Annotated in this window: 16 protein-coding genes; 15 read left to right on the top strand and 1 reads right to left on the bottom strand. The window is 45.6% G+C overall.

All coding sequences use genetic code 11. The features are described from left to right. Positions 1-22 precede the first annotated feature (22 nt). The 12 genes from CLV59_RS27625 (at position 23) to CLV59_RS27570 (ending at position 15,159) form a co-directional block, all read left to right on the top strand. Entirely contained in the window at positions 23-1,753 is a 1,731-nt protein-coding gene (locus CLV59_RS27625) for a DUF4397 domain-containing protein (protein WP_111595346.1), read from the top strand. 9 nt (positions 1,754-1,762) lie between these two features. Beyond that, positions 1,763-2,923 (top strand): hypothetical protein, encoded by a 1,161-nt coding sequence (locus CLV59_RS27620; RefSeq protein WP_146616336.1) that lies wholly within the window; start codon positions 1,763-1,765, stop codon positions 2,921-2,923. Positions 2,924-2,930: 7 nt separating this feature from the next. Beyond that, entirely contained in the window at positions 2,931-3,956 is a 1,026-nt protein-coding gene (locus CLV59_RS27615; RefSeq protein ID WP_170137945.1) for a fasciclin domain-containing protein, read from the top strand. 9 nt (positions 3,957-3,965) lie between these two features. Beyond that, positions 3,966-5,132 (top strand): fasciclin domain-containing protein, encoded by a 1,167-nt coding sequence (locus CLV59_RS27610; RefSeq protein ID WP_111595343.1) that lies wholly within the window; start codon positions 3,966-3,968, stop codon positions 5,130-5,132. 24 nt (positions 5,133-5,156) lie between these two features. Beyond that, on the top strand, positions 5,157-6,134 hold the full coding sequence (locus tag CLV59_RS27605; protein ID WP_111595342.1) for a fasciclin domain-containing protein: 978 nt from the start codon (positions 5,157-5,159) through the stop codon (positions 6,132-6,134). 11 nt (positions 6,135-6,145) lie between these two features. Continuing rightward, a complete protein-coding gene (locus CLV59_RS27600; RefSeq protein WP_111595341.1) occupies positions 6,146-9,406 on the top strand; it encodes a TonB-dependent receptor in 3,261 nt (1,086 codons plus the stop codon). A 15-nt stretch (positions 9,407-9,421) separates the two neighbouring features. Continuing rightward, positions 9,422-11,593, top strand: a complete 2,172-nt coding sequence (locus CLV59_RS27595; protein WP_111595340.1) for an IPT/TIG domain-containing protein — start codon at positions 9,422-9,424, stop codon at positions 11,591-11,593. 128 nt (positions 11,594-11,721) lie between these two features. Further along, entirely contained in the window at positions 11,722-12,240 is a 519-nt protein-coding gene (locus CLV59_RS27590; RefSeq protein ID WP_170137944.1) for an RNA polymerase sigma factor, read from the top strand. Next, a complete protein-coding gene (locus CLV59_RS27585) occupies positions 12,221-12,478 on the top strand; it encodes a hypothetical protein (protein WP_111595338.1) in 258 nt (85 codons plus the stop codon). Before CLV59_RS27590 ends, CLV59_RS27585 begins: the two co-directional genes overlap by 20 nt. Positions 12,479-12,480: 2 nt before the next feature. Next, complete coding sequence (locus CLV59_RS27580; protein ID WP_111595337.1) at positions 12,481-13,095, top strand: ATP-dependent Clp protease proteolytic subunit; 615 nt, start codon at positions 12,481-12,483, stop codon at positions 13,093-13,095. An 87-nt stretch (positions 13,096-13,182) separates the two neighbouring features. Then, the gene (locus CLV59_RS27575; protein WP_111595336.1) at positions 13,183-13,617 is read left to right on the top strand and encodes a PepSY-like domain-containing protein; all 435 of its coding nucleotides are present in this window, start codon (positions 13,183-13,185) and stop codon (positions 13,615-13,617) included. 195 nt (positions 13,618-13,812) lie between these two features. Further along, the gene (locus CLV59_RS27570; RefSeq protein WP_111595335.1) at positions 13,813-15,159 is read left to right on the top strand and encodes a S41 family peptidase; all 1,347 of its coding nucleotides are present in this window, start codon (positions 13,813-13,815) and stop codon (positions 15,157-15,159) included. Positions 15,160-15,312: 153 nt separating this feature from the next. On the opposite strand, the gene CLV59_RS27565 is transcribed toward CLV59_RS27570, so the two are convergent. After that, entirely contained in the window at positions 15,313-16,224 is a 912-nt protein-coding gene (locus tag CLV59_RS27565; RefSeq protein ID WP_211324040.1) for a DsbA family protein, read from the bottom strand. 90 nt (positions 16,225-16,314) lie between these two features. On the opposite strand from CLV59_RS27565, the gene CLV59_RS27560 reads away from it, so the two are divergent. The 3 genes from CLV59_RS27560 to CLV59_RS27550 all read left to right on the top strand — a co-directional run bounded on the left by CLV59_RS27560 (position 16,315) and on the right by CLV59_RS27550 (position 20,272). Then, positions 16,315-16,626 carry a winged helix-turn-helix transcriptional regulator gene (locus CLV59_RS27560; protein WP_111595333.1) on the top strand — a complete coding sequence of 104 codons (312 nt, stop codon included), beginning with the start codon at positions 16,315-16,317 and terminating at the stop codon, positions 16,624-16,626. A gap of 214 nt (positions 16,627-16,840) precedes the next feature. Continuing rightward, on the top strand, positions 16,841-19,390 hold the full coding sequence (locus CLV59_RS27555; RefSeq protein WP_111595392.1) for a M1 family aminopeptidase: 2,550 nt from the start codon (positions 16,841-16,843) through the stop codon (positions 19,388-19,390). A 117-nt stretch (positions 19,391-19,507) separates the two neighbouring features. Further along, positions 19,508-20,272 (top strand): class I SAM-dependent methyltransferase, encoded by a 765-nt coding sequence (locus CLV59_RS27550; RefSeq protein WP_111595332.1) that lies wholly within the window; start codon positions 19,508-19,510, stop codon positions 20,270-20,272. The last annotated feature ends 117 nt before the right edge of the window (positions 20,273-20,389 follow it).

The following is a 20,389-nucleotide window of genomic DNA, read 5'->3' as shown; positions in this document are numbered from 1 at the left end:
GACAGTCCGAAAAAATATGATGATGAAAACTGCAAAATATCTTTCGGCCATGCTGCTGTTAGCCAGCATGTGGGCTTGTAAGAAAGATAAAAATAATTTCGTCTATATAGAGCAGACGGTTCCTCCCCTGAATTCTTCCACCGTCAGGCTGATGAACTACGGGAGACCGGCCACAGAATTGATTATCAATGATACGCCACTGACCAGTCTTGTACAGCCCAGCATCGAAGGACTCTATTTGGAAGGGAATACCAAGCCGACGATTTATTTCAGCAATGGCCGCCTGGGCAAAACGTATTCCATTCCACAACGCTTTATTCGCGCGGATGGTACGGCAAACGTTAAAATAGGCGCCATGGCCTATGGCATGACTGGCATACAGTTTTCCAAAGCATTCCAGGTAAAAGAAAATGTAAATGTGCCTACCGATTATTACAATGTTTTGTATGGAGACCACAAGTCTTCTGACGTAATAGGCTCTGACAGCCTGTTTGCCATTCCTCGTTCCATATCGCCTCCGGCAGACCCGAAGAATTTCCGTATTCGTTTACTGAATCTCAGCTCCGCGCCGGATAAAGTGGGACTGGAAGGGAACCTGACATTGGTATATGCGGATGGAACGCCTGTGAATAATACTACCAGTCATATTGCCAGCGGTAACTATTCCGACTATACGGAGTTGCCTTATGGTACTTATCAGTTCAAAGTGGTGACAGAAGATGGTAAAGTATTGCCCGCTGTGCCTGTAAACCCGGATGAACAACTGAAAACCGTGAATGGAACTACTGGCACCATGACCGTAGGGTTTAATCCGCCTACAGACTTATGGTTTACCTATGCCCCTACCCAGACTTATCAGCCTGGAGGAGTATATACCGTGATGGTTTGTGCCAGCGGGGCTTTTGATTACTATCCTGCCGGAAGTAACACCACCAGTCAGACTACCCTGAACGCTTTTCGTATTATCCCGGATAATAAGGAATCCCTGAACATTACATGGGGAAGGGTACAGGCAGTAAATGCGTACCCTGGCAGTAATATCCGTGTAACGGTGGATAATCAGCCGGTACAGGAAGATGCATTGACTTTTGGGAATTCGTCTCCCTATAAAATCTTCATCGCGGGCAATCATACCATACAGGTAACAGATGGCAACGGTAAATCGCTGGGTTCCACGTCCGTGAATATTACCGGCAGTGATAACTATAGCATCTGGTGCTATCCGGATGCCAACGGACAACCAGTAGTGAAAACGGTGGTGAATAATCTCAGTGGCGCCTTTTATTACAATCCCAATAAAACCGGTGATGATGGCGCTACCAACCAATTTAAGGTAACCATGCCTTTATGGATACGTTTCCTGAATCTGAGTACAGATATTCCGGAAGTGACCTTTACCGGCGCAGATGGACAGTTGCTGATCAGCTATCTGACTTATACCGGCGCTGCCAGTCAGCGCTTGCAACAAGGACAGGTGATTACAGAGCAACCCTATGTGATGTTTCAACCGCTGTTGGGAATAAACAAGCTGCAGGCATATGCATCAAGGCCTAATATGTTGCCTGGCGACTGGATACGCGGGATACCGTCACTGAAGGGGACTGATTTCATCGCCCGGCCGGATTTATATAAAACCGTTAACCTGCCGCCTTATGAAACCGGCGTGTATACGGTCGCGTTAGTAGGCTCACTGAATCCTAAGAAGGCAGGAGATGTGCCTGCGAAAATGATCATCATTAAGCATAACAAATAATTCACTGCAATGAAAATAACATATCAATTCCTGTTGCGATGGATGGCCGGTGCAGTACTGTTGCTGACCGCCTGCAGGAAAACAGATTTCCCGGAGGTCAATTCCCCGGCCTATCTGCGGGTATTCAATTGCCTGACTTATAATATCACTATTGGAAATAAAGATGCACCGCAGCCATTTCTGACCATGCTGGTAGATCCACAGCTGGATGCTGCCGGCATACCTACCGGAGCGGCCCTGACATTCGATTTTATGGATGTACGCGGTGAATTGGCTCGTCCTTATCCGGATGCCGGTAATACAGCGCTGTATCAGAAGGAATTCCCCGGTACAGCTAAAATCCCGGTAGGTCCTATTGTAAATGGTTATGACCTGTCTGGTTATGGTATGATTACCAGTGGCAGTCATCGTTTTATGTTTGTGACAAGGCCGCGCAGTTCGCAGCCATTCTATACGCTTCCTGCCGATACGCGTAAGCATATATTGGTAGATACCACCGTGCGCCTGGATCAGGGAGAAGTGTACACCATGAATGTATTGGAACAATCCATCTATACCAGAAAGACAGGCGTATATCTGCGTCAGGAACTGTTTACAAAAATTCCTTTGTCTGATTCGCTGGTATATGTGAATTACTATAATCTCAGCTCAGAAGGGTATGCTGCCACTTATAATTACAGCAACCTGAATAGCACTTACAACCATGTGATACGCGATACCATGAATGCTTATTATTCTTTGTTTGGAACGAACAGAAGAAGTATCAATGGTTACAGGAATGTATTTGCTGCGAAAGTAATTCGTTCACAGGACCCGGTTGTACATCCATACAGCAGTTTCCCTTTATTCCCGGATACGACCGCCAGTCATATCTATGCGGGTACGAGTGGTCAGGTGTTCAATTTCCTGGTGCCTGGTGTGACCCCTGAAACCCCTTTCGGTAATAACCAGGAAACCAATGGTGTGTTTTCCTCGCTGGCCGTTGGTCCGGAAGCGCCTATTGGCGTATTCAATATTATGGGAGATATCAATTCCGGGTTAGTAATCTCTATTCGCTCAGGAATTTATAATCCACGCTCTTTTGCCACCGTCAATACAGTGGAATACGTTAACGGGAATTTCTACATCACTACGCTGCAACGCAGGTATGATCCTCCCATCTACAATTAATCTGATTATGAAACGTAGTACCATACTATATATGCTGTTGATGCTGTTGGTGGCCGCCAGTTGCCGGAAAACCAATCTGACAGTAGAACAGGAACGCAATAATGAAATCAGATCAGCGGGGGATTTTATCCGCAATAACTATGATCTGAGCCTGCTGGCAGCGGCTTTACAGCAAACAGGGTACATGGATTCCCTGAATGCTGCTGATAAATTGTTTACTATCTGGGCGCCAGACAATAAAGCTTTCAATAACATCGGTATTAAGTATGCATCTGATTTTCGGTCTATGAATACAGACAGCTTACGTATAGCGGTAAAAAATCTCATTCTGCCGAATCGCTTGTATATCTCTGATCTGCCCTCGCAGATGGATAATATTTATACTGGACTGGGCGGTGGTCCGCTGTATATTTCTGTAGTGGTGCAAGGGAAGAATGCAGATGCTTTCAGAGTGTCTGTAAGTGGCTGTGATGTGTATGATGCGCCTAAAAGAAATATCGCGTTGCGCAATGGAGTACTGCATGTATTGCAATCTGTTCCGAAATATATAGGCATCAATATACAGGATTTTATAACGGCAGACACGAGTCTCACGCTTTTCGCACAGCTCATGAAAAAATCCGGTCAGTGGGATGCACTAAAAACCGTACAGCCATTGACGGTATATGCTCCGCGGAACGATGTCTTCCTAAATTATAGTCTCACCGCCGATAGTATCAACAGACTGGATGTAAAGAGATACAAGCCCGTAGCCTTCAGTATTTACACATTAGCGCTGGGGCAGCATCACCTTTTCTCCAACGACCTACAATTGGCTGGCGGTGCAAATGACCGGCTGCTCATTGATGGTTACGGCATAGCGCCAGGTAAAACCATTGCTATCTGGGCGCCCAATGGTAGATGGGGATATCATGGACCTAGTGATATCGGTATGGCCGGTGGAGATGCAGGGAAAGATTTTCTGCTCACCAACGGGGTGCTGCACCGTATCAATAATATCATGTTGTATCCAGATTCTTTGCTGATCAAATAACCGGTAATCATGAAATTTAGTAAGATAATATATACGCTGGCGTTAGTAGCCACTTGCTGGACGGCCTGCACCCAAAAGGATGCGCAGGTAGAGCCGATTGGAAAGCCCATTGATTACACAGGTCCGGCTAAAACTATTCGTCAGTTACTGGACAGCACTAACTGTACTATTTACAAGGCTGCCTGGAAGAAAACCAATATGGATTCTATCCTTAACGACAAAGTGCTGGTGGCTTATACCTTGCTGGCGCCTACAGATGCCGCCTTCAACAAGGCGGGTATTACCCTGGATAAGGTGGCAGCGATGTCTGTAGAAGACCTGGATACGCTACTCTTCCTGCATATACTGAATACCTGGGTGCCAGCGGCTACCATTAAAGGTGTCAGTGGCAGTATGCCGGTGAAGAGTTTGCTCAGCAGGGGCGATTTCTCGGATTATAGTTCCTGGACTCCCTATACTTATTTCCAGTATATCGGGCTACATAATAATCAGCTCATGGTGAATGGTAAAGCACATCCATTCCAACCTTTGGAAGGAACAAACGGTACCATTTATCTGATGGATGAGGTGCAGCAAAAAGCAGAAACAGATATGATTGACTATCTGAAAGCGAGTCCGGACTTCACTTTCCTATTGGAAGCCTGTCGCATTAACGATAGTATTTATCAACAGACCTGGGGGCAGCAAGGCTTTCTGAAGCTACTCACTACCAATACCAGGTGTCTTCCTTTTACCTTTTTTGCACCTACCAACAAGGCTTTTCAAAAGGCCGGATTCAATACCATTGATGACCTGCGCCAAAGAGCGCTGCGATATGAAGTAGGATGGCCAAATTATGATGACCAGGGCTACTACCGTTATACTTATACTTCGCTGGATAGCTTGCTGCTGGCGAATCACCTGGATTTTACCGGTGCAGAACCATCTAATTACAACGTGGTGATATTTACCAATGATATGCAGGATAACCCTTCGCTGACCAACTTTCAAATCACACCCGGACGTCAGTATGGAGAGCCGCCTAAGTTCATCCGACTGCGTTTCTCTCAATCGGCGAATGCTATGATGGTGAAAGAACTGGGAAGTTCGTCGGCCCCTTTGCCACTCAGCAAAACGGACCTGGTGTTCAGAAATGGCGTCATGCATATTATAGACGATGGATTATTGCATCAATAATTTCTCCTTAAACTTTTAGACAAGATGAAGAAACATATACTGTCTGCCACTTTGCTGTTGTCGCTGTTCGCCTGTAAGAAAGATAAGGAGGAAGCGGCGCCTGCCAGTGATAGCAATAATCTGTTGTATGTGATAGAAGATAACAAGTTTAACTTCTCTTATTTTAATACAGCCCTCACCGTTACCAATTTTGGTAATACGCTTACTACCCAGGGACCATTGACTGTACTGATTCCGGATAACAGCGCTTTTCAGCGTGCAGGTTATAATTCTATAGACATGGTGTCTCAGGAAAGTGGAATTGTATTACAGAATATGGTGCAATATCATACCCTGAACGGACGCTGGCAACTGGATAAACTGCCTTTTCGGTTTAATCAGCAGATTACTACTGTAGCGGGTACGCAACTATTCGTTACCCATTGGGTGAAAGATAAAGATACCATCATTACTATCAACGGGACAAGGGTTACAGCGCAGAATATGCCTGCCAGTAATGGTTTGATACAGGTCATCAATGCCGTAATGCAACCCTTGACGCAGGATAAAATCAGTGACGCTGTTGCAGCAGATCCGTCGCTGACCTTTTTCAATGCCGCCCTTCAACAGGCGGATATGAAAACGTTACTGCGCGGCGATGGACCATTCACCATTTTTGCTCCTAATAATACTGCCTTTAAAAATGCAGGATTCCCTTCCACAGACAGCATCCGCAATACAGATCCCGCTGTCCTGAAAAGCATCCTGCAGTTTCATATCCTGAATAACCGCCGGTTTGTATATGACTATGTGCTCTCCACCGGACAAAGTAATACCAGCAGTCAGACTATGTTAAACAATAGTACGACTACCGTTAATCTGCTCTATAACGGAGTGGACTATACGGGGATTACTATTCAGGGCGCGGGCAACACTTCGCCATGTCAGCTCTTGAAATCTAATGTGCTGGCCAATAATGGGGTACTGCATGTCATTGACAAGCTATTGATGGAAAACTTCTAAACGTTAAAGGAATGAGAAATCTGTATATACTTTGTTTCCTGCTGTGTACGCTGTTCGCAGTGCAACTGCGTGCCCAGGAGACCAGTGGCCGTATAGATGGTAAGGTAGCGGATGCCAAAGGGCAGCCCGTTCCCGGCGCCACCGTACTGGCTGTTCATACGCCAACGGGTACACGCTATGGTACCATCACGGAGCCGGATGGCCGCTATCACCTCGCCGGTTTACGTATAGGCGGTCCGTTTACCATTACCGTTTCTATGATGGGAATGGGAACCGCTAAGCAGGAAGGGATCATGGTCCGGCTCGGGGAGCCGCTCATCCTTCATCTCGTATTGAAAGATGATCAGCAACAATTATCTGAGGTAGTTGTAAAAGGTAAGAAAGGGCCACAGGCGAGTGCCTATGGAGCAGGACAGAATATCAGCGCGGTACAGTTACGCAATATGCCTACCATCAACCGCAGCATCCAGGATATCACCCGCTTAGTGCCGCAAGGCTCCAAGGATAACAGCTTTGCCGGTACAAACTTCCGCTACAACAACGTTACGCTGGATGGCGCCATCAACAACGACGCTATCGGATTTAGCCCTTCTACAGGCGGTATTACAGGTACTTCCGGTATGCCTGGCGCCAGCACGCATACTAATCCCGTTTCTTTGGATGCGATTGAAGATATGCAGGTATACCTTGCGCCGTTTGATGTGAAGATCGGAAACTTTACAGGTGGAAGTATCAATGCCGTTACTCGCAGTGGTAGTAATACTTTCACGGGTTCCGTATATGCTATGGGCAGAAATGCCGCCATCACAGGGAAAGACAGAGCCGGTAAGCTGGGAAAAATGAACGCGGATTTTTATGATTATCAAACAGGGGTGCGACTGGGATTCCCTATCATAAAGGATAAGTTGTTCTTCTTTACAAACGAAGAAGTAACTGGTCGTCAGGACCCTACTCAGCTCATGACAGGCCAACAGGAAACCGCGCAAATCCTCAGCGTAAAAGATGAGGAGAATATCCGCAATGCCACCCTGCAACGTTATGGTAATGCATTCGATCCAGGTACTGGAGGCATATATAACGCTACCAGCAAATCTGCCAAGTTCTTTAACCGACTGGATTGGAACATCAATTCCAAAAATCAGTTATCTGTTCGCAATAATACCATCCTGTCCGATGCCCTCATCATGGACCGGGATCAACAGGATTTCCGGTTCACCAGTATGGCTTATAAACAGACGAACAACCAAACCTCCACGGTCGCGGAACTGAAAACACGCTTCTCTCCAAAACTGGCCAACAGCTTGATTGTAGGCTATACGGTAGTAAATGATAAAAGAGATCCGCAGTCGAATCCGGCACTGCCACAGGTACAGATTATGGGACGTACGCCTGGTACTACTATTTACCTGGGTACAGACAGAGAAGCGGCTATCTTCAATATGCAACAACGCACCTGGGAAATCACAGATAACTTCACCATGTACAAAGGAAAACATACTTTCCTCTTTGGTACGCATAATGAATTGTATCATGTGAACTATGGCTTCGTGAACAGCTGGAATGGCCGTGTAGACTACCTCAGCATTGATGACTACCTGAATAACAATCCCTGGAGAGTAAGAGGGAATTATAATTATACCGATAACAGCAGAGACTATATACTGTCGCACCCACAGTCGTTCAACGTAGACCTGATGAGCGTGTACGCACAGGATGAAATCCAACTGACGGATAAGCTGCGTTTGACGCCGGGTATACGTGCCGACTATACGTTATTACCACAGGCGCCGATATTGAGCGACAAAACCAGAACAGCAATTCAGGATGGTTTCCTGGGTAACACTTACTACTATACGCCGTTAAATCGTATCACGAACAATTATTTTGATAAAGTACAGATCTCGCCCCGATTGGGTTTCCGCTATGACTGGTTGGGTAACCAGCAATTGATTTTACGCGGAGGGGTGGGTATGTTCACTGGCCGTATTCCATTAGCATGGCTGGCTTACGCCTACTACAATAACGGGGATAGTTATGGCTCTTTCGATCAGAAAGCTGATCAGCAGGTATTTGTAAAAGGAACCGATCCACTGAAACCTGGTAAGAATGGCATTGCAGATTTCATTGAACAGAATGGAGCAGTGATCAATAACAAGAATGGAGGTAAGACACAGGTAGACGTAGTGGATAATGGTTTCGTAATGCCTAAAGTAGTGCGTGCCAGCCTGGCAATGGATTATACTACAGAGAATGGTTACAAGTTCACTGTAGAAGGTATCTATACCAAAAGTCTCAAAGATGTGATGTTCCAGCAGGTGAACATTAAGGACGATCCGAGGTATTATGGATATGATGTCTCTATGAAACAACCTGTATACTCCGGCGCTGTAGATCCTCGTTTCGCTAATGCTTATGAACTGAGTAACACCCGCAAAGGATATCGGTATAGTTTGACTGGTAGCGTATCCCGCAATTATAAAATGGGATTGAATGTGAACGTGGCTTATACTTATGGCGAATCGAAAGATATCTCCAATGGTATCCGTAACTCTATGGAAAGTAACTGGCAATTGAACCAGGCATTAAATCCGAATAATCCTGAACTGGCATATTCCAATTTTGATATTCGTCATCGTATAGTGGTAAGGGCTGATTACCGCAAGGCCTGGAACAGTCGCTGGGTAAGCAACCTGGCGCTGTTTCTCAGTGCCCAGTCGGGTTCTCCGTTTACTTATGGTATTGTGAACAACAGTATCCAGGGATTACCGCAGCAGGTGAGCCTGATTTATATTCCATCAGCGAAAGACGCCATTAGTTACTTCCAGGATTATACCGATGCTTCCGGCAACATAGTAACCGCACAAGCACAGGCAGATGCTTTTAATCGCTATGTAGATGGCAACGCTTATCTGCGTTCTCGTCGTGGCGATTTCACAGAAAGAAATAAAGGACGTACTCCCTGGAATACGCAAGCCGATTTTCATTTTGCACAGGAATATCATCTCTCAGCAAAGCCAGGCAGCAGTTATCTGACATTCACCCTTGATATCATGAATGTGACGAATCTGCTGAGTAAAGACTGGGGCAGGGTTTATTTCTCGCCAAATACCTTCAACTCCACTGCCAGTGTGGGCCTGACGCCGGTGTATCCAAGCCGTCAGTCGAAGGATAATACGCCGGTATATCAGTTTACAGATCCCGGACAGCCTTATGCTATCGACTTTTTCAATTCCCGGTATCAGTTGCAGATGGGGCTGCGCTATTCCTTCTAATTTAAATCAAAACAGATGAAAAAACTGATCTATCTCGGTTTGATGATGTTGGCGGTGATGGCAGGGTGTAAGAAAGAAAATCCCGCTGTATCCGTTCAACTGACTATAAAAGACTTTTTTCCTGTAAGTGGAAATCCCGGAACAGTAGTGACTATCCGGGGAACAGGCTTCGGTAAGAATCTGGATGCCAATGCCGTTGCGTTCAATGGTATAGCCGCCAGTGTATTGAATGTAAATGACACGCTCTTAGTGGTACAAGCGCCCGACAAAGGTACCACCGGTAAAATTACGATTACCGCCCATGAGCAAACGGTTAACGGTAACGTATATACGTACCAGGCATTGAGCGTACATCAGCTTGCTCCTGCCAACGGTCCGGAAGGAACGAATGTATATATCTCTGGCGCTGGACTGGCAGGCACAGATGGTCCTGCTACTGTTACCATCAACGGGAAACCTGCGATTGTATCCAATGCCAACGATACTTTGTTGGTAGTAGTTATACCGCCGGGAGCGGGCAGTGGGCCATTGGAAATTAGTGTAAATGGACAGAAAACCGTCAGTCCTGCTTTTACCTTCCAGGCAATTGGCAGTATCAAACCGCTGAAAGGTGGCGCCGGAACGAATGTGACCATTACAGGTACCGGCTTCAGTACTAATATCCAGGATAATGCCGTAGCATTCAATGGTGTGAGTGCAAAAGTAGTAAGTGCCAGCGCTACTGCGCTGGTGGTAACAGCGCCAACGGGCGTACAAACGGGGCCAGTTTCCGTGATCATCAATAGCCAGAAAACAGCAGGACCGGTATTTACAGTAGTACCAGCGCCTACCATTAAATCAGTAGCGCCGTTAAGCGGCCCGGCAGGTACGTTGGTGACAATCACCGGTAGAGACTTCAGTGAGCTGAAAGAAGAGAACAGTGTTACTGTTAATGGTATGCAGATGAATGTTATGAGTGCTTCCGCTACCCAGCTGACGGCTACGATCCCGGCCACGGCTACTTCCGGACCGCTCGCGTTGAATGTAAATAATCAGACAGTAACAGGTCCTGTATTCACGGTGCAGGCATTAGGCGTATCCAAATTGCTACCGGATAATGGTCTCGCAGGTTCTGTAGTGGTGATGAAAGGGATGGGCTTCAGTACCAATGTAGCGCAGAACATTGTCACCATCAATGGTTTGACGGTACAGGTAACTGCCGCTACGGATACGACCCTCACCGTACAAATGCCAGTAGGCGTCACTACAGGCACACTGAATGTGGAAGTAGGCAGTCTGAGTGCAGTAGGTCCTGTATTCCGCAGAGCAGGGGTGGAAGTGTTTTACAAAGGAACCTGGGCAACTGCGCCTTCTTCGCATATGGTGTTTGACTCCAAAGGGAATATGTTTGTAGGTATCAATGCCAAGATCGGGCGAATTGCACCGGATGGAACGGCTACAGCCTTTGCTGGTAGCGATAATTCCGGTAATCAGGATGGTACTGGAACGGCAGCCATGTTCAGTAATATTGGAGGTTTGGGTATTGATGCGCAGGATAACCTGTATGTAGCGGATGCATGGAATGGTAGTATCCGTAAGATTACGCCGGCAGGGGAAGTATCTACTTACTATCGGGGTATTACTTTCTCGCCAAGATTTGTATATGCGGATGCCACGGGAAATGTGTATTTCGGATCTGAATACAACGGTTATTTCAAATTGAATCCTGGCGCTACCCAAATGACGCAGGTAGGAAGAGTAAATGGAAATGCGCAGTTCGTTGTTAACAACGGTAAAATTTTCTACGCGAATACAGATATGCATACCATTCAGCAGATTGTGATGTCGACCGGTATGATCAGCACTTTCACCGGGGCTTCCTGGCAGGATGGTTACGTAGACGGACCTCCGGGCCAGAGCAGGATGAATAACCCATCCGGTATTGTGTTTGATCCGGTATCAGGTCTGTTCTATTTCAATGATGCCTCTAATTACTCCATACGTGCCTTTGCGCCGGATGGTACCGTTAGCACAATTACCGGAGCGGCTGGCAGCTATCTGCCATGGAAGTCCGGGAATGTGAATGGCCCATTGAAAGACGCTTTATTCGGGATGAACCAGTCGGCCGGAATAGCGGTAGATAAGGCGGGTAGCATTTATATCTACGAGCAGCGTTTTAGTCAAATCAGGAAGATCGTTCTTCAATAAAAGTTGTGATGCTGTACAAGGCCATAAACCATCGTGTTTATGGCCTTTTTTTATGCCATGAAAAAAAATTTCAGGAAATTAGGGTGATATTTCTGCTGTTGAAGTCACTTATATATAAAACAGGACTTATGCAAGTTCAGGACGACAAACAACTGGAAGAATTATATCGGATCACCATGCCTAAAGTGGCCCGGATGGCGCATCGGATGAATGGTAACCTTGATATGGCCAGGGATATCCTGCATGATGCCATCATTATTTATCTGGAAAAACAACAGCAGCATACCCTTCCGGAGTTGCATGCAGCAAGCGCATATATTACCGGGATTGCCAGAATTTTATGTATCAGGCAGTTACGCCAAAAGGGATATGACCTGCCTTTAGAATCCGTGTCTGCCCATATTATTCCTGAAAATTATTTCGATCCTCCGCCTGTAAGGCCGGGCTTACTGCAATATCTGCAGTCTGCGGGGAAACGTTGTATGGAGCTGCTGAAAGCGTTTTATTATGAAGAACAGTCTATCAGCGATATTGCGGCAACCTTTCGCTTTAAATCGCTGCATTCAGCCAGTGTTCAAAAGTATAAATGTCTTGAAAAAGTAAGGGATCATATCAAACAGTCGGATTATGCGGAAACAGTTGACTGAAATAGAGGAAATAGATGCATTTCTGCTACAGACCTTACGAGGCGTGCCATTGCTGGTTTTCAGGGCAAGGCTGGCAGTATCTGCTGAACTGCGTGCAAAAGTACGACAGCAACAACAAGTACATCAGGTAATTAAATACCTGGGCAGGGAAGAGCAACGACAGCAGTTACAGGCAATACATGATCATCTCATGGAAGACGCTTCCTTTCATCATTCCATCACTTCAATATTCCAATAATTATGGCATTTCTTGTTCCAACGGTGATCGACGGCGACAGTCGCGGCGCCTTTGATATATACAGTTTGCTCCTGAAAGAGCGTATCATATTCCTCGGCGCTGCCATCGACGATCAGATCGCGAACCTCATAGTAGCCCAGCTTTTATACCTCGATGCGGAGAATCACCGGCCTATCAATATGTATATTAACAGTCCTGGTGGCGTGATCTATTCCGGCCTCGCTATTTATGATACTATGAAAATGTTGAAATCGCCGGTATCGACTATTGCGGTGGGATTCACCGGCAGTATGGGCACCGTAATACTGACTGCTGGCACAGCGGGGCAGCGTTATGCATTACCTAATGCCACTATTCATATGCATCCTGCAGGCGGCGGCGCCAAGGGTTATACAGAAGACGTGCGGATTGCATTCAGAGAACAGGAGCGTTTACAACATAAGACTTATCAGATAGTAGCCAGCGGCGCTGGCAAAACAGTGGAGGAGATTGCCAAAGCCTTTGGAAACGATCATTTTATGCCGGCTGAAGAAGCGAAGGATTTTGGTTTGGTAGACGCGGTCCTGAATAGTGCCGCCATCATTCCTCCTATCATCAGTCCGATGTTGGTAAACTAAATTTAACATTCGTCTTTCCCTTTCCACAGAATGTAACCAGAATTGTCTCCTAGTTTTGGGTTATTACTAAATCCAACACTTTACTGTATGAAAAAAATAACAATGATTGCCCTGGCATTTTGCCTGGTAGGCGGAGCTGTATCTGCACAAGAAAAAAAATCTGCCTATACGCCTACTGCTGAAGCAGCGGCAGCATTTGCTAAAAAATTTCCTGGAGCAGAGAATGTAAAATGGAAAGCGGAAGGGAAAGATGGAGAAGCTAAATTTATGCTGAATGGCATCAAAACAGAAGCCGTTTTTGATAATAAAGGCAACTGGATCCAGACAGAAACAAAAGTTCCGGTTGCTACGCTGCCAGCGGCAGCAGGGGAGTATATGAAAAAGAACTATCCAAATATTCCGGTGGATAAATTGGCGAAGATTGTAAAAGCAAATGGTACTGTACTGTTTGAAGTAGAAAGCAAAGACAAAGATATTCTGTTTGATACTGCCGGAAAGTTTGTGGAAGAATCAAAAGACTAAGAGAGATCATTATTTAATGGCGGTATCCCATGGGCGAAAGTAATTATACCCTGATGGTGAATAATGCGAATTAAAGAGATATGATATGAATAATGCAAGAGGGCTGCAGAGATGCTGGCCCTCTTTTTATTTTACATATTTTCTAGTTAACTTGTTACAATCTATAATGCTTTATCCATAGCCCAAAGTAAAACTATGAGATCCTTGCCGACCGTTATCTCCATTTTGATTGTTGCCTCTGTGGTATCCGTTTGTTGCAAATCATTTGTAGTAGATGAAAGCCCTGATAAGAAGTTGTCGGCACAAGCGCTGCAGGCAGAGTTTAAACTAATGACCGACCGCCTGGAGAAGGAAGTGCCGGATATGTATTATCTCTGTCCAAAGGCTATTTATGATTCTACTAAACAGTCCATTCTGCATTCGCTCACAGATTCGATGTCCGTGGTTGCCTTTTACAGGCATATCATGCCGCTGTTCGTTGTATTGAAAGATCCGCATTTCCAATGCTTTATTGATAAGACGTTGCTGAGTAAACTGGATGGAGATCTCCCGGGTTTATGCTTCCCCTTTACCGTTATGATCAGTAATAACCGGGTTTACACTGATAAGAATCTGTCAGCCGAAAAAGGAATTCCAAGAGGAACAGAGATTCTTGCCATCAATGGTGTACCTACTGCGGAAATTTTACATAAGATAAAGGCTGGTGTTGCATATGCCCCTAATGAGGAGCATTTCTTTGAACAGTGGCATGAAAGTATTTTTTACAGAGACTTACTACTCCTGCTGGATTTCCGGAATAACTTTAAAGTACAGTTGCCCAATAGTACCATCTTGGTGAAAGGGGTGTCGAAGGAAGAATTGAACAAGGCGGAACCTGTGGTGGCAGATTTTGAGTACAAGTTGCTGCGTTCCGGGGAACATCCAATAGGGTATTTAAGAATTGGCACACTGCTGATAAGTAAGAAAGATAGTCTGCAAGCTATACTGGAAAAGTTCTTCGGGGCAGCGGCCAGGGAGCAGGTGAAGGATATTATTATCGATATCAGGAGTAACCTCGGCGGTAGTACGCAGTTAGGTCGAATGGTATTTGATCACATCACCGATCAGGAGTACAGATTAGGACTCAGTGAGCAGTACCTGGAGAAAGGAGTGAAGACTACCGTGGATGATTCGGCTCAACCGCTTACTCGCCCTATCAAAAGGGATTTCTTCGGAAGAGCCGTCCTGCTTACCGATGTAAAAACCTTCTCCAGTGCGCATATGATGGCGAATGCCTTTCAATTTTATAAATTAGGAAAGGTAGTGGGTCAGGTAAGCGTAGAACCACTTTTTATCACTGGAGAAATACAACTGCAAGTATTGCCTAAAAGTCGCTGTAACATTTATTTCCCTACCTCCAACTTTACTCTGCCAGGATTTGATTCCACGAAAGTAACCTATCTAATGCCTGATCTGGAAGTTTACCCAGGTATTGAAGACAGGCTGCATGATAAGGATCTGGCACTTGAAGCGGCGATGAAGCTGTTGTCGCAGCCACACTGATGCAGCATAGGAGACGAGATGATTTGTTGATCCTCCCTATATATTCCTATGCTGAAATTAGCCATGGAATATGCTCTGCAATCGCTTTATATAATCAGCGGCAAAGATCCATTGTCCAGAAATGGCTTACTGGCAGGCAACTGCATCCCTTTTTTATTCCCTTGTCCAAAGTGCACCGTTCTTGGTATCTAGTCGTTTTAATTCCTGATTTTCTACTAGCTGATTCAGTGTTTTTTCAGCTGTTTCCAGTGATAGGTCCGCTAATTCTGCGAACTCTCTTCTGGTAAGTGACGGATAAGTGCTAAACAGGCTTTTCCAATCTTTGGAATAGGTGGTTTTTATAGCGGAAGGATGAATGATTAATAATGCTTGTTCGTAGGTGGCATATGGTCTTGTGCCATAGACAGTTTCCATATTTCCCTGGTTGTCGGCTATGAAAAGGGTAGGAAATCCTCTGATACCCATGTTCCTCGCGTAGTTTAGGTCTTCCCGGAAGAACAAGATGGCATTTCCTTCATAATCGTCTTTCAGCTGCTGTAGGTCCAGACCTGCTTTCATCGCAGCTTGCGATACATGCTCCCATTTGGTAATATTTTTCTTTTGCAGGAAAACCATTTCCCGCATGATCCTTAAAAAGACTACTGCTTTGTGGGTATCCTGCAATTGAGCGGCTTTAAAAGCCGTAGAAGGAGGGTAGGAGGAGTGCAGCGGATCTTCCAGCCATACGTCCCCATCTATAGGCATTTGATAATACTCGCTCACTTCATCCCAGTGATGGGCCACATCGGATGGTTTACTGATACCACCACTGTTATAGCTCCAGTCGGGCAACAGCCCGCCCATATGATAAATGATTTCGAAGTTACTGCCGTATTCCAGTTTCAGTTTTCGCAGCTGTGGTTCTATGCCCCAGCAGGAGGAACAGATGGGATCTGTAAAATAGATGATCTTCACTGGTTTCTCACTGGCAATGATGTCTTGTTTTTGAATATCTCCTCTTGTAGCGGGCATTTCGCAGATGCCGGTATTGGGGTCACATAAAAGTGGATTATTTTTAGTTTCCATTATTTTTGTATTGAACCTTCCTGTATATTTATATCAACTTTTGTACAAAGGTCATTAACAAAGTGTTGATTGGCAATAAGTCAGAAAAAGATGACTACTAAAAAGAACGATAATAATGAAATTTGCCCTGCGCAGGGACTACTGAAGATGTTAGCTGGTAAATGGAAGCCGGAAATCTTCCGGTTGGCCGTGACAGCCCCTCTTCGTTTTAATACCCTGCTTCGTCAGATAGAGGGAACCAATAAGCAGTCGTTGGCCACTGCCCTGAAAGAGATGGAGGAATCTGGACTACTGGAGAAAACCATCATTCAACAGAAACCCTTGCATATTGAATATACGCTGACCGAAAAGGGGCAATCGCTGGTACAGGTATTCCAGCAGTTGGAGGGAATGAACAGCTAGCATATTCAATGGATAAGAGGTTATTTTTCATTACCAGTGCTAAATTTTTCCTCACATCAGCATATCACTTTGCCGAACCTGGTTTTCTTGTCCGCAAGTACTACAAAGGCAGGCATGTACATTATAAACGGCGGTCGGCAGACCGCTTTTTTTATGCCGAATGCTGCTGGTAATGGCTTATATTTACCGACCTGCTATAAGCCAATTTATGTCGATGAAAATATTTTACAAATCGCTGATCTGCCTGCTGGCAGCCGCTCCGTCGGCTTTTGCTCAGCCGAAACCCGTACCGGTTACAACAGGCGTTTCCCTGGAACTGGCTACCTATCGTTATGCGGTCATAGGTGATATCACTTATACATTGCATTTTCATATTCCCAATGAAAAAGCGACTACTATTCCTGCAAAAGAGCAGCTGGAATTTACCTTAAAAGAAACTACCCAACCACTGCAACTGGATTTCAAACAACCAGTGGGAAATATCACCAAATTGGTAGTGAATAGTGTGGCTACGCAAGCGGTGATGAGCAATGAGCATCTGCTGATTCCTACTACGTTATTAAAATCCGGCAAGAATACAATTGAGCTGGAATTCACTGCCGGAGAAGGTTCTCTCAACCGCAACGCTGAATTCCTCTATGCCCTGTTTGTGCCAGACAGAGCCAGATTCGTATTTCCCTGCTTTGATCAGCCGGATCTGAAAGCTGTATTCCAGTTAAGTCTGGAAGTGCCATCCGATTGGAAAGTGCTGGCCAATGGCTGGATGAAGGATAGTCTCCCTACTTCTTCTTCCTATACTTCCTATCGCTTTGCACCCACGGAAAAGCTGCCTACCTACCTGTTTTCCTTTACCACAGGAAAGTACAGTATGGAGCAACAAGATGTCAATGGTAAACCAGCCACTTTCCTCTACCGGGAAAAAGATCCGGGAACCAATATCGACAGTATCTTCCGCTTGCATCGGGAAGCGGTGAAATTCCTGGAACAATGGACCGGCATCCCTTATCCATTCCAGAAAATGGGCTTTGCGGCAATTCCTGATTTTCAGTTTGGCGGGATGGAACATCCGGGAGAAGTACAGTATAAAGCGTCTGCTCTGTTCCTCCAAAATCCTACGAAAGATCAGCTACTGGCCCGTACCAACCTGATCTCCCATGAAACGGCACATATGTGGTTTGGCGATCTGGTCACCATGAAATGGTTCAATGATGTATGGATGAAAGAGGTATTCGCCAATTTCATGGCAGATAAGGTAGCAGAAGACATCCTTGGTAGCCAGCAATTTAATATGCGCTTCCTCCAGGATCACTATCCTCGCGCGTACAATGTAGACCGCACTGCCGGCGCAAATCCTATCCGTCAGCAACTGGAAAACCTCCAGGATGCAGGCACGATGTACGGCGATATTATCTATCATAAAGCACCTGTGATGATGCGTCAGATAGAACTATTGATGGGTAAAGATAATTTCCGAAAAGGCGTACAGGAATACCTGCATACCTATGCGTACGGCAACGCTTCCTGGAACGATATGATTACCATCCTGGCGAAATATACCAAAGCAGATCTCCACAAATGGAACAGCGTATGGGTGAATCAGCCAGGAAGGCCGGTGTTCGACTATCAAATGACCACTGCCAACGGAAAGATTAAACAACTGACAATCACCCAACATCCGGAATCCGGCGAAAAGCGCCTCTGGCCACAGGTCTTTGATATCGCATTGGTGTATCCAGGTAGTGTGAAGGAGTTACGGGTGAATATGAACGATTATAGCACAGCAATTAAAGCGGCTACTGGTAAGGAACAACCGGATTATATTCTCTTCAATTCCAGTGGTTTGGGATATGGCTTGTTCCCCTCAGATACTGCGGCTACTAAATCATTCTTCAGGCATACCGGATCTGTTTGGAGTTCTTCGGCTTACCTGAACGCCTACGAGAATACCCTCGCCGGCCGCACTTATAAGCCTGCGGAGCTGCTACGTATATTCGTGACCGGGTTAAGTCAGGAAAAGGAAGAAACCAACCTGAAACTGCTGACCAATTATATCAGTACGCTCTACTGGGAGTTTACCACACCAGAAGAACGTTCGCGCTATGCCCCTGAAATGGAGAATCAGATCTGGACGGCAATGCAGCAACAGACATTGACCAATAACAAAAAGTTATTGCTGAAAGCATACCAGGATGTATATACGACACGAGAAGCAGGCAAACGCATATACGACATCTGGGAGCAACAAAAAGCGCCAATGGATATAAAGTTGTCAGAAGAAGACTACATCTCCATGGCTCTGACGATTGCCCTGAAATCGGATACAGCCACCAATGTGCTGGCTGCACAAAGAGATCGGCTGAAAGACAATGATAAGAAAGACAGACTCAATTTCCTCATGCCTGCACTGTCTGCAAAGGAGTCCGACAGAGATCAGTTCTTTGCTGCCCTTCATGATAAGAAAGGCCGCGCAAAAGAGTCATGGGTGGTGACAGGATTATTTTACCTGAATCATCCACTACGTCAGGCTACTGCCATGAAATACCTGCCGGAAAGTTTACAATGGCTGGAAGACATCCAGCGCACCGGCGATATATTCTTCCCGGCCAACTGGCTGAATGCAGTATTCGGGTATTACCAGTCGCCCGCCGCCTGGAAAGTAGTCTCCGGTTTCCTGGATGCCCACCCGGATTACAATCCTAAACTGAAAAATAAGATCCTGCAGGCAACAGATAATCTGCATCGCGCGCAGCGTTTATTGCCGTAAGCATAAAAAAATAATATTATAGGGAGATGGCCAGTTGTCGTGACAGCTGGCCATCTTCATTTGTACCGATTGACCGGTCGATTTGCATATTAGCCGCCAATTTTGTACTATTGATGTATGATGTCCCCCAAGATTACTTATGAATACGAGCGTATTACTGATATTAAACGCTTGAACTTTATCACAGACAGCCTGAAAGATACCATCCCTGCCGAGGCTACCATTCTTGATGTAGGTTGCGGAAATGGCGTAATTTCCCGCCATCTTGGACAGTTTGGATATAAGGTGCTGGGCATAGACGTGAGCGATAAAACCATTGCTGTAGCGCGTAGCAAAAACACGCTTCCTAATGTACAGTTTGAAGTGATCAGCGCAGAAGACCTGATTGCGCAAGGGCAGCAGTATGATGCTGTTATCTGTAGTGAAGTGTTGGAGCATTTACATCAACCTGGCTTATTGCTGCAAACGATCTATCAATCGCTGCGTGATAACGGTACCCTTATTGTTACCGTTCCTAATGGTATGGGCCCCCGCGAGGTGTTTGTTACCAAGCCTATGCTGAAAGTACGTAAAAGTCCGGGATTACAGTCCTTTGTCAATAAAATAAAAAGTCTGCTCGGATACAGCGGTACCACCGTACAATCCCAGGCCGATAACCTGGATCACGTACAGTTTTTCACGAAAAAAGACTTGCAGCTACTGGCAACGGAGAATAAATTTGAAATTATCTGTTTCGCGAAAACGAATTTTGTGGAAGACGTGTTTCCTTTTTCCCTGTTAACCAAAAGGGTAAAACCATTGCAGGCATTCGACTGCCAGGTGGCCGAAATATTGCCACTGGCCTGCACAGGAGGATTCAATACCGTCTGGAAGAAGAAATAAACCTGAAATATTATTGCAATGGCGCGTTACCCGCGCTATTTTTTGTGCCTGTATAGCAGCAGGGCATAAAAAACAGTACCTTTTAACTTGCATTGAGTATATTGTTCCGTATAATTC

Origin of the sequence: Chitinophaga dinghuensis, from assembly GCF_003259435.1 — a bacterium.
In the GTDB taxonomy this organism is placed as follows: domain Bacteria; phylum Bacteroidota; class Bacteroidia; order Chitinophagales; family Chitinophagaceae; genus Chitinophaga; species Chitinophaga dinghuensis.
Note: the sequence above shows the minus strand (reverse complement) of the source record. Positions and strands in the feature narration are given on the sequence as shown.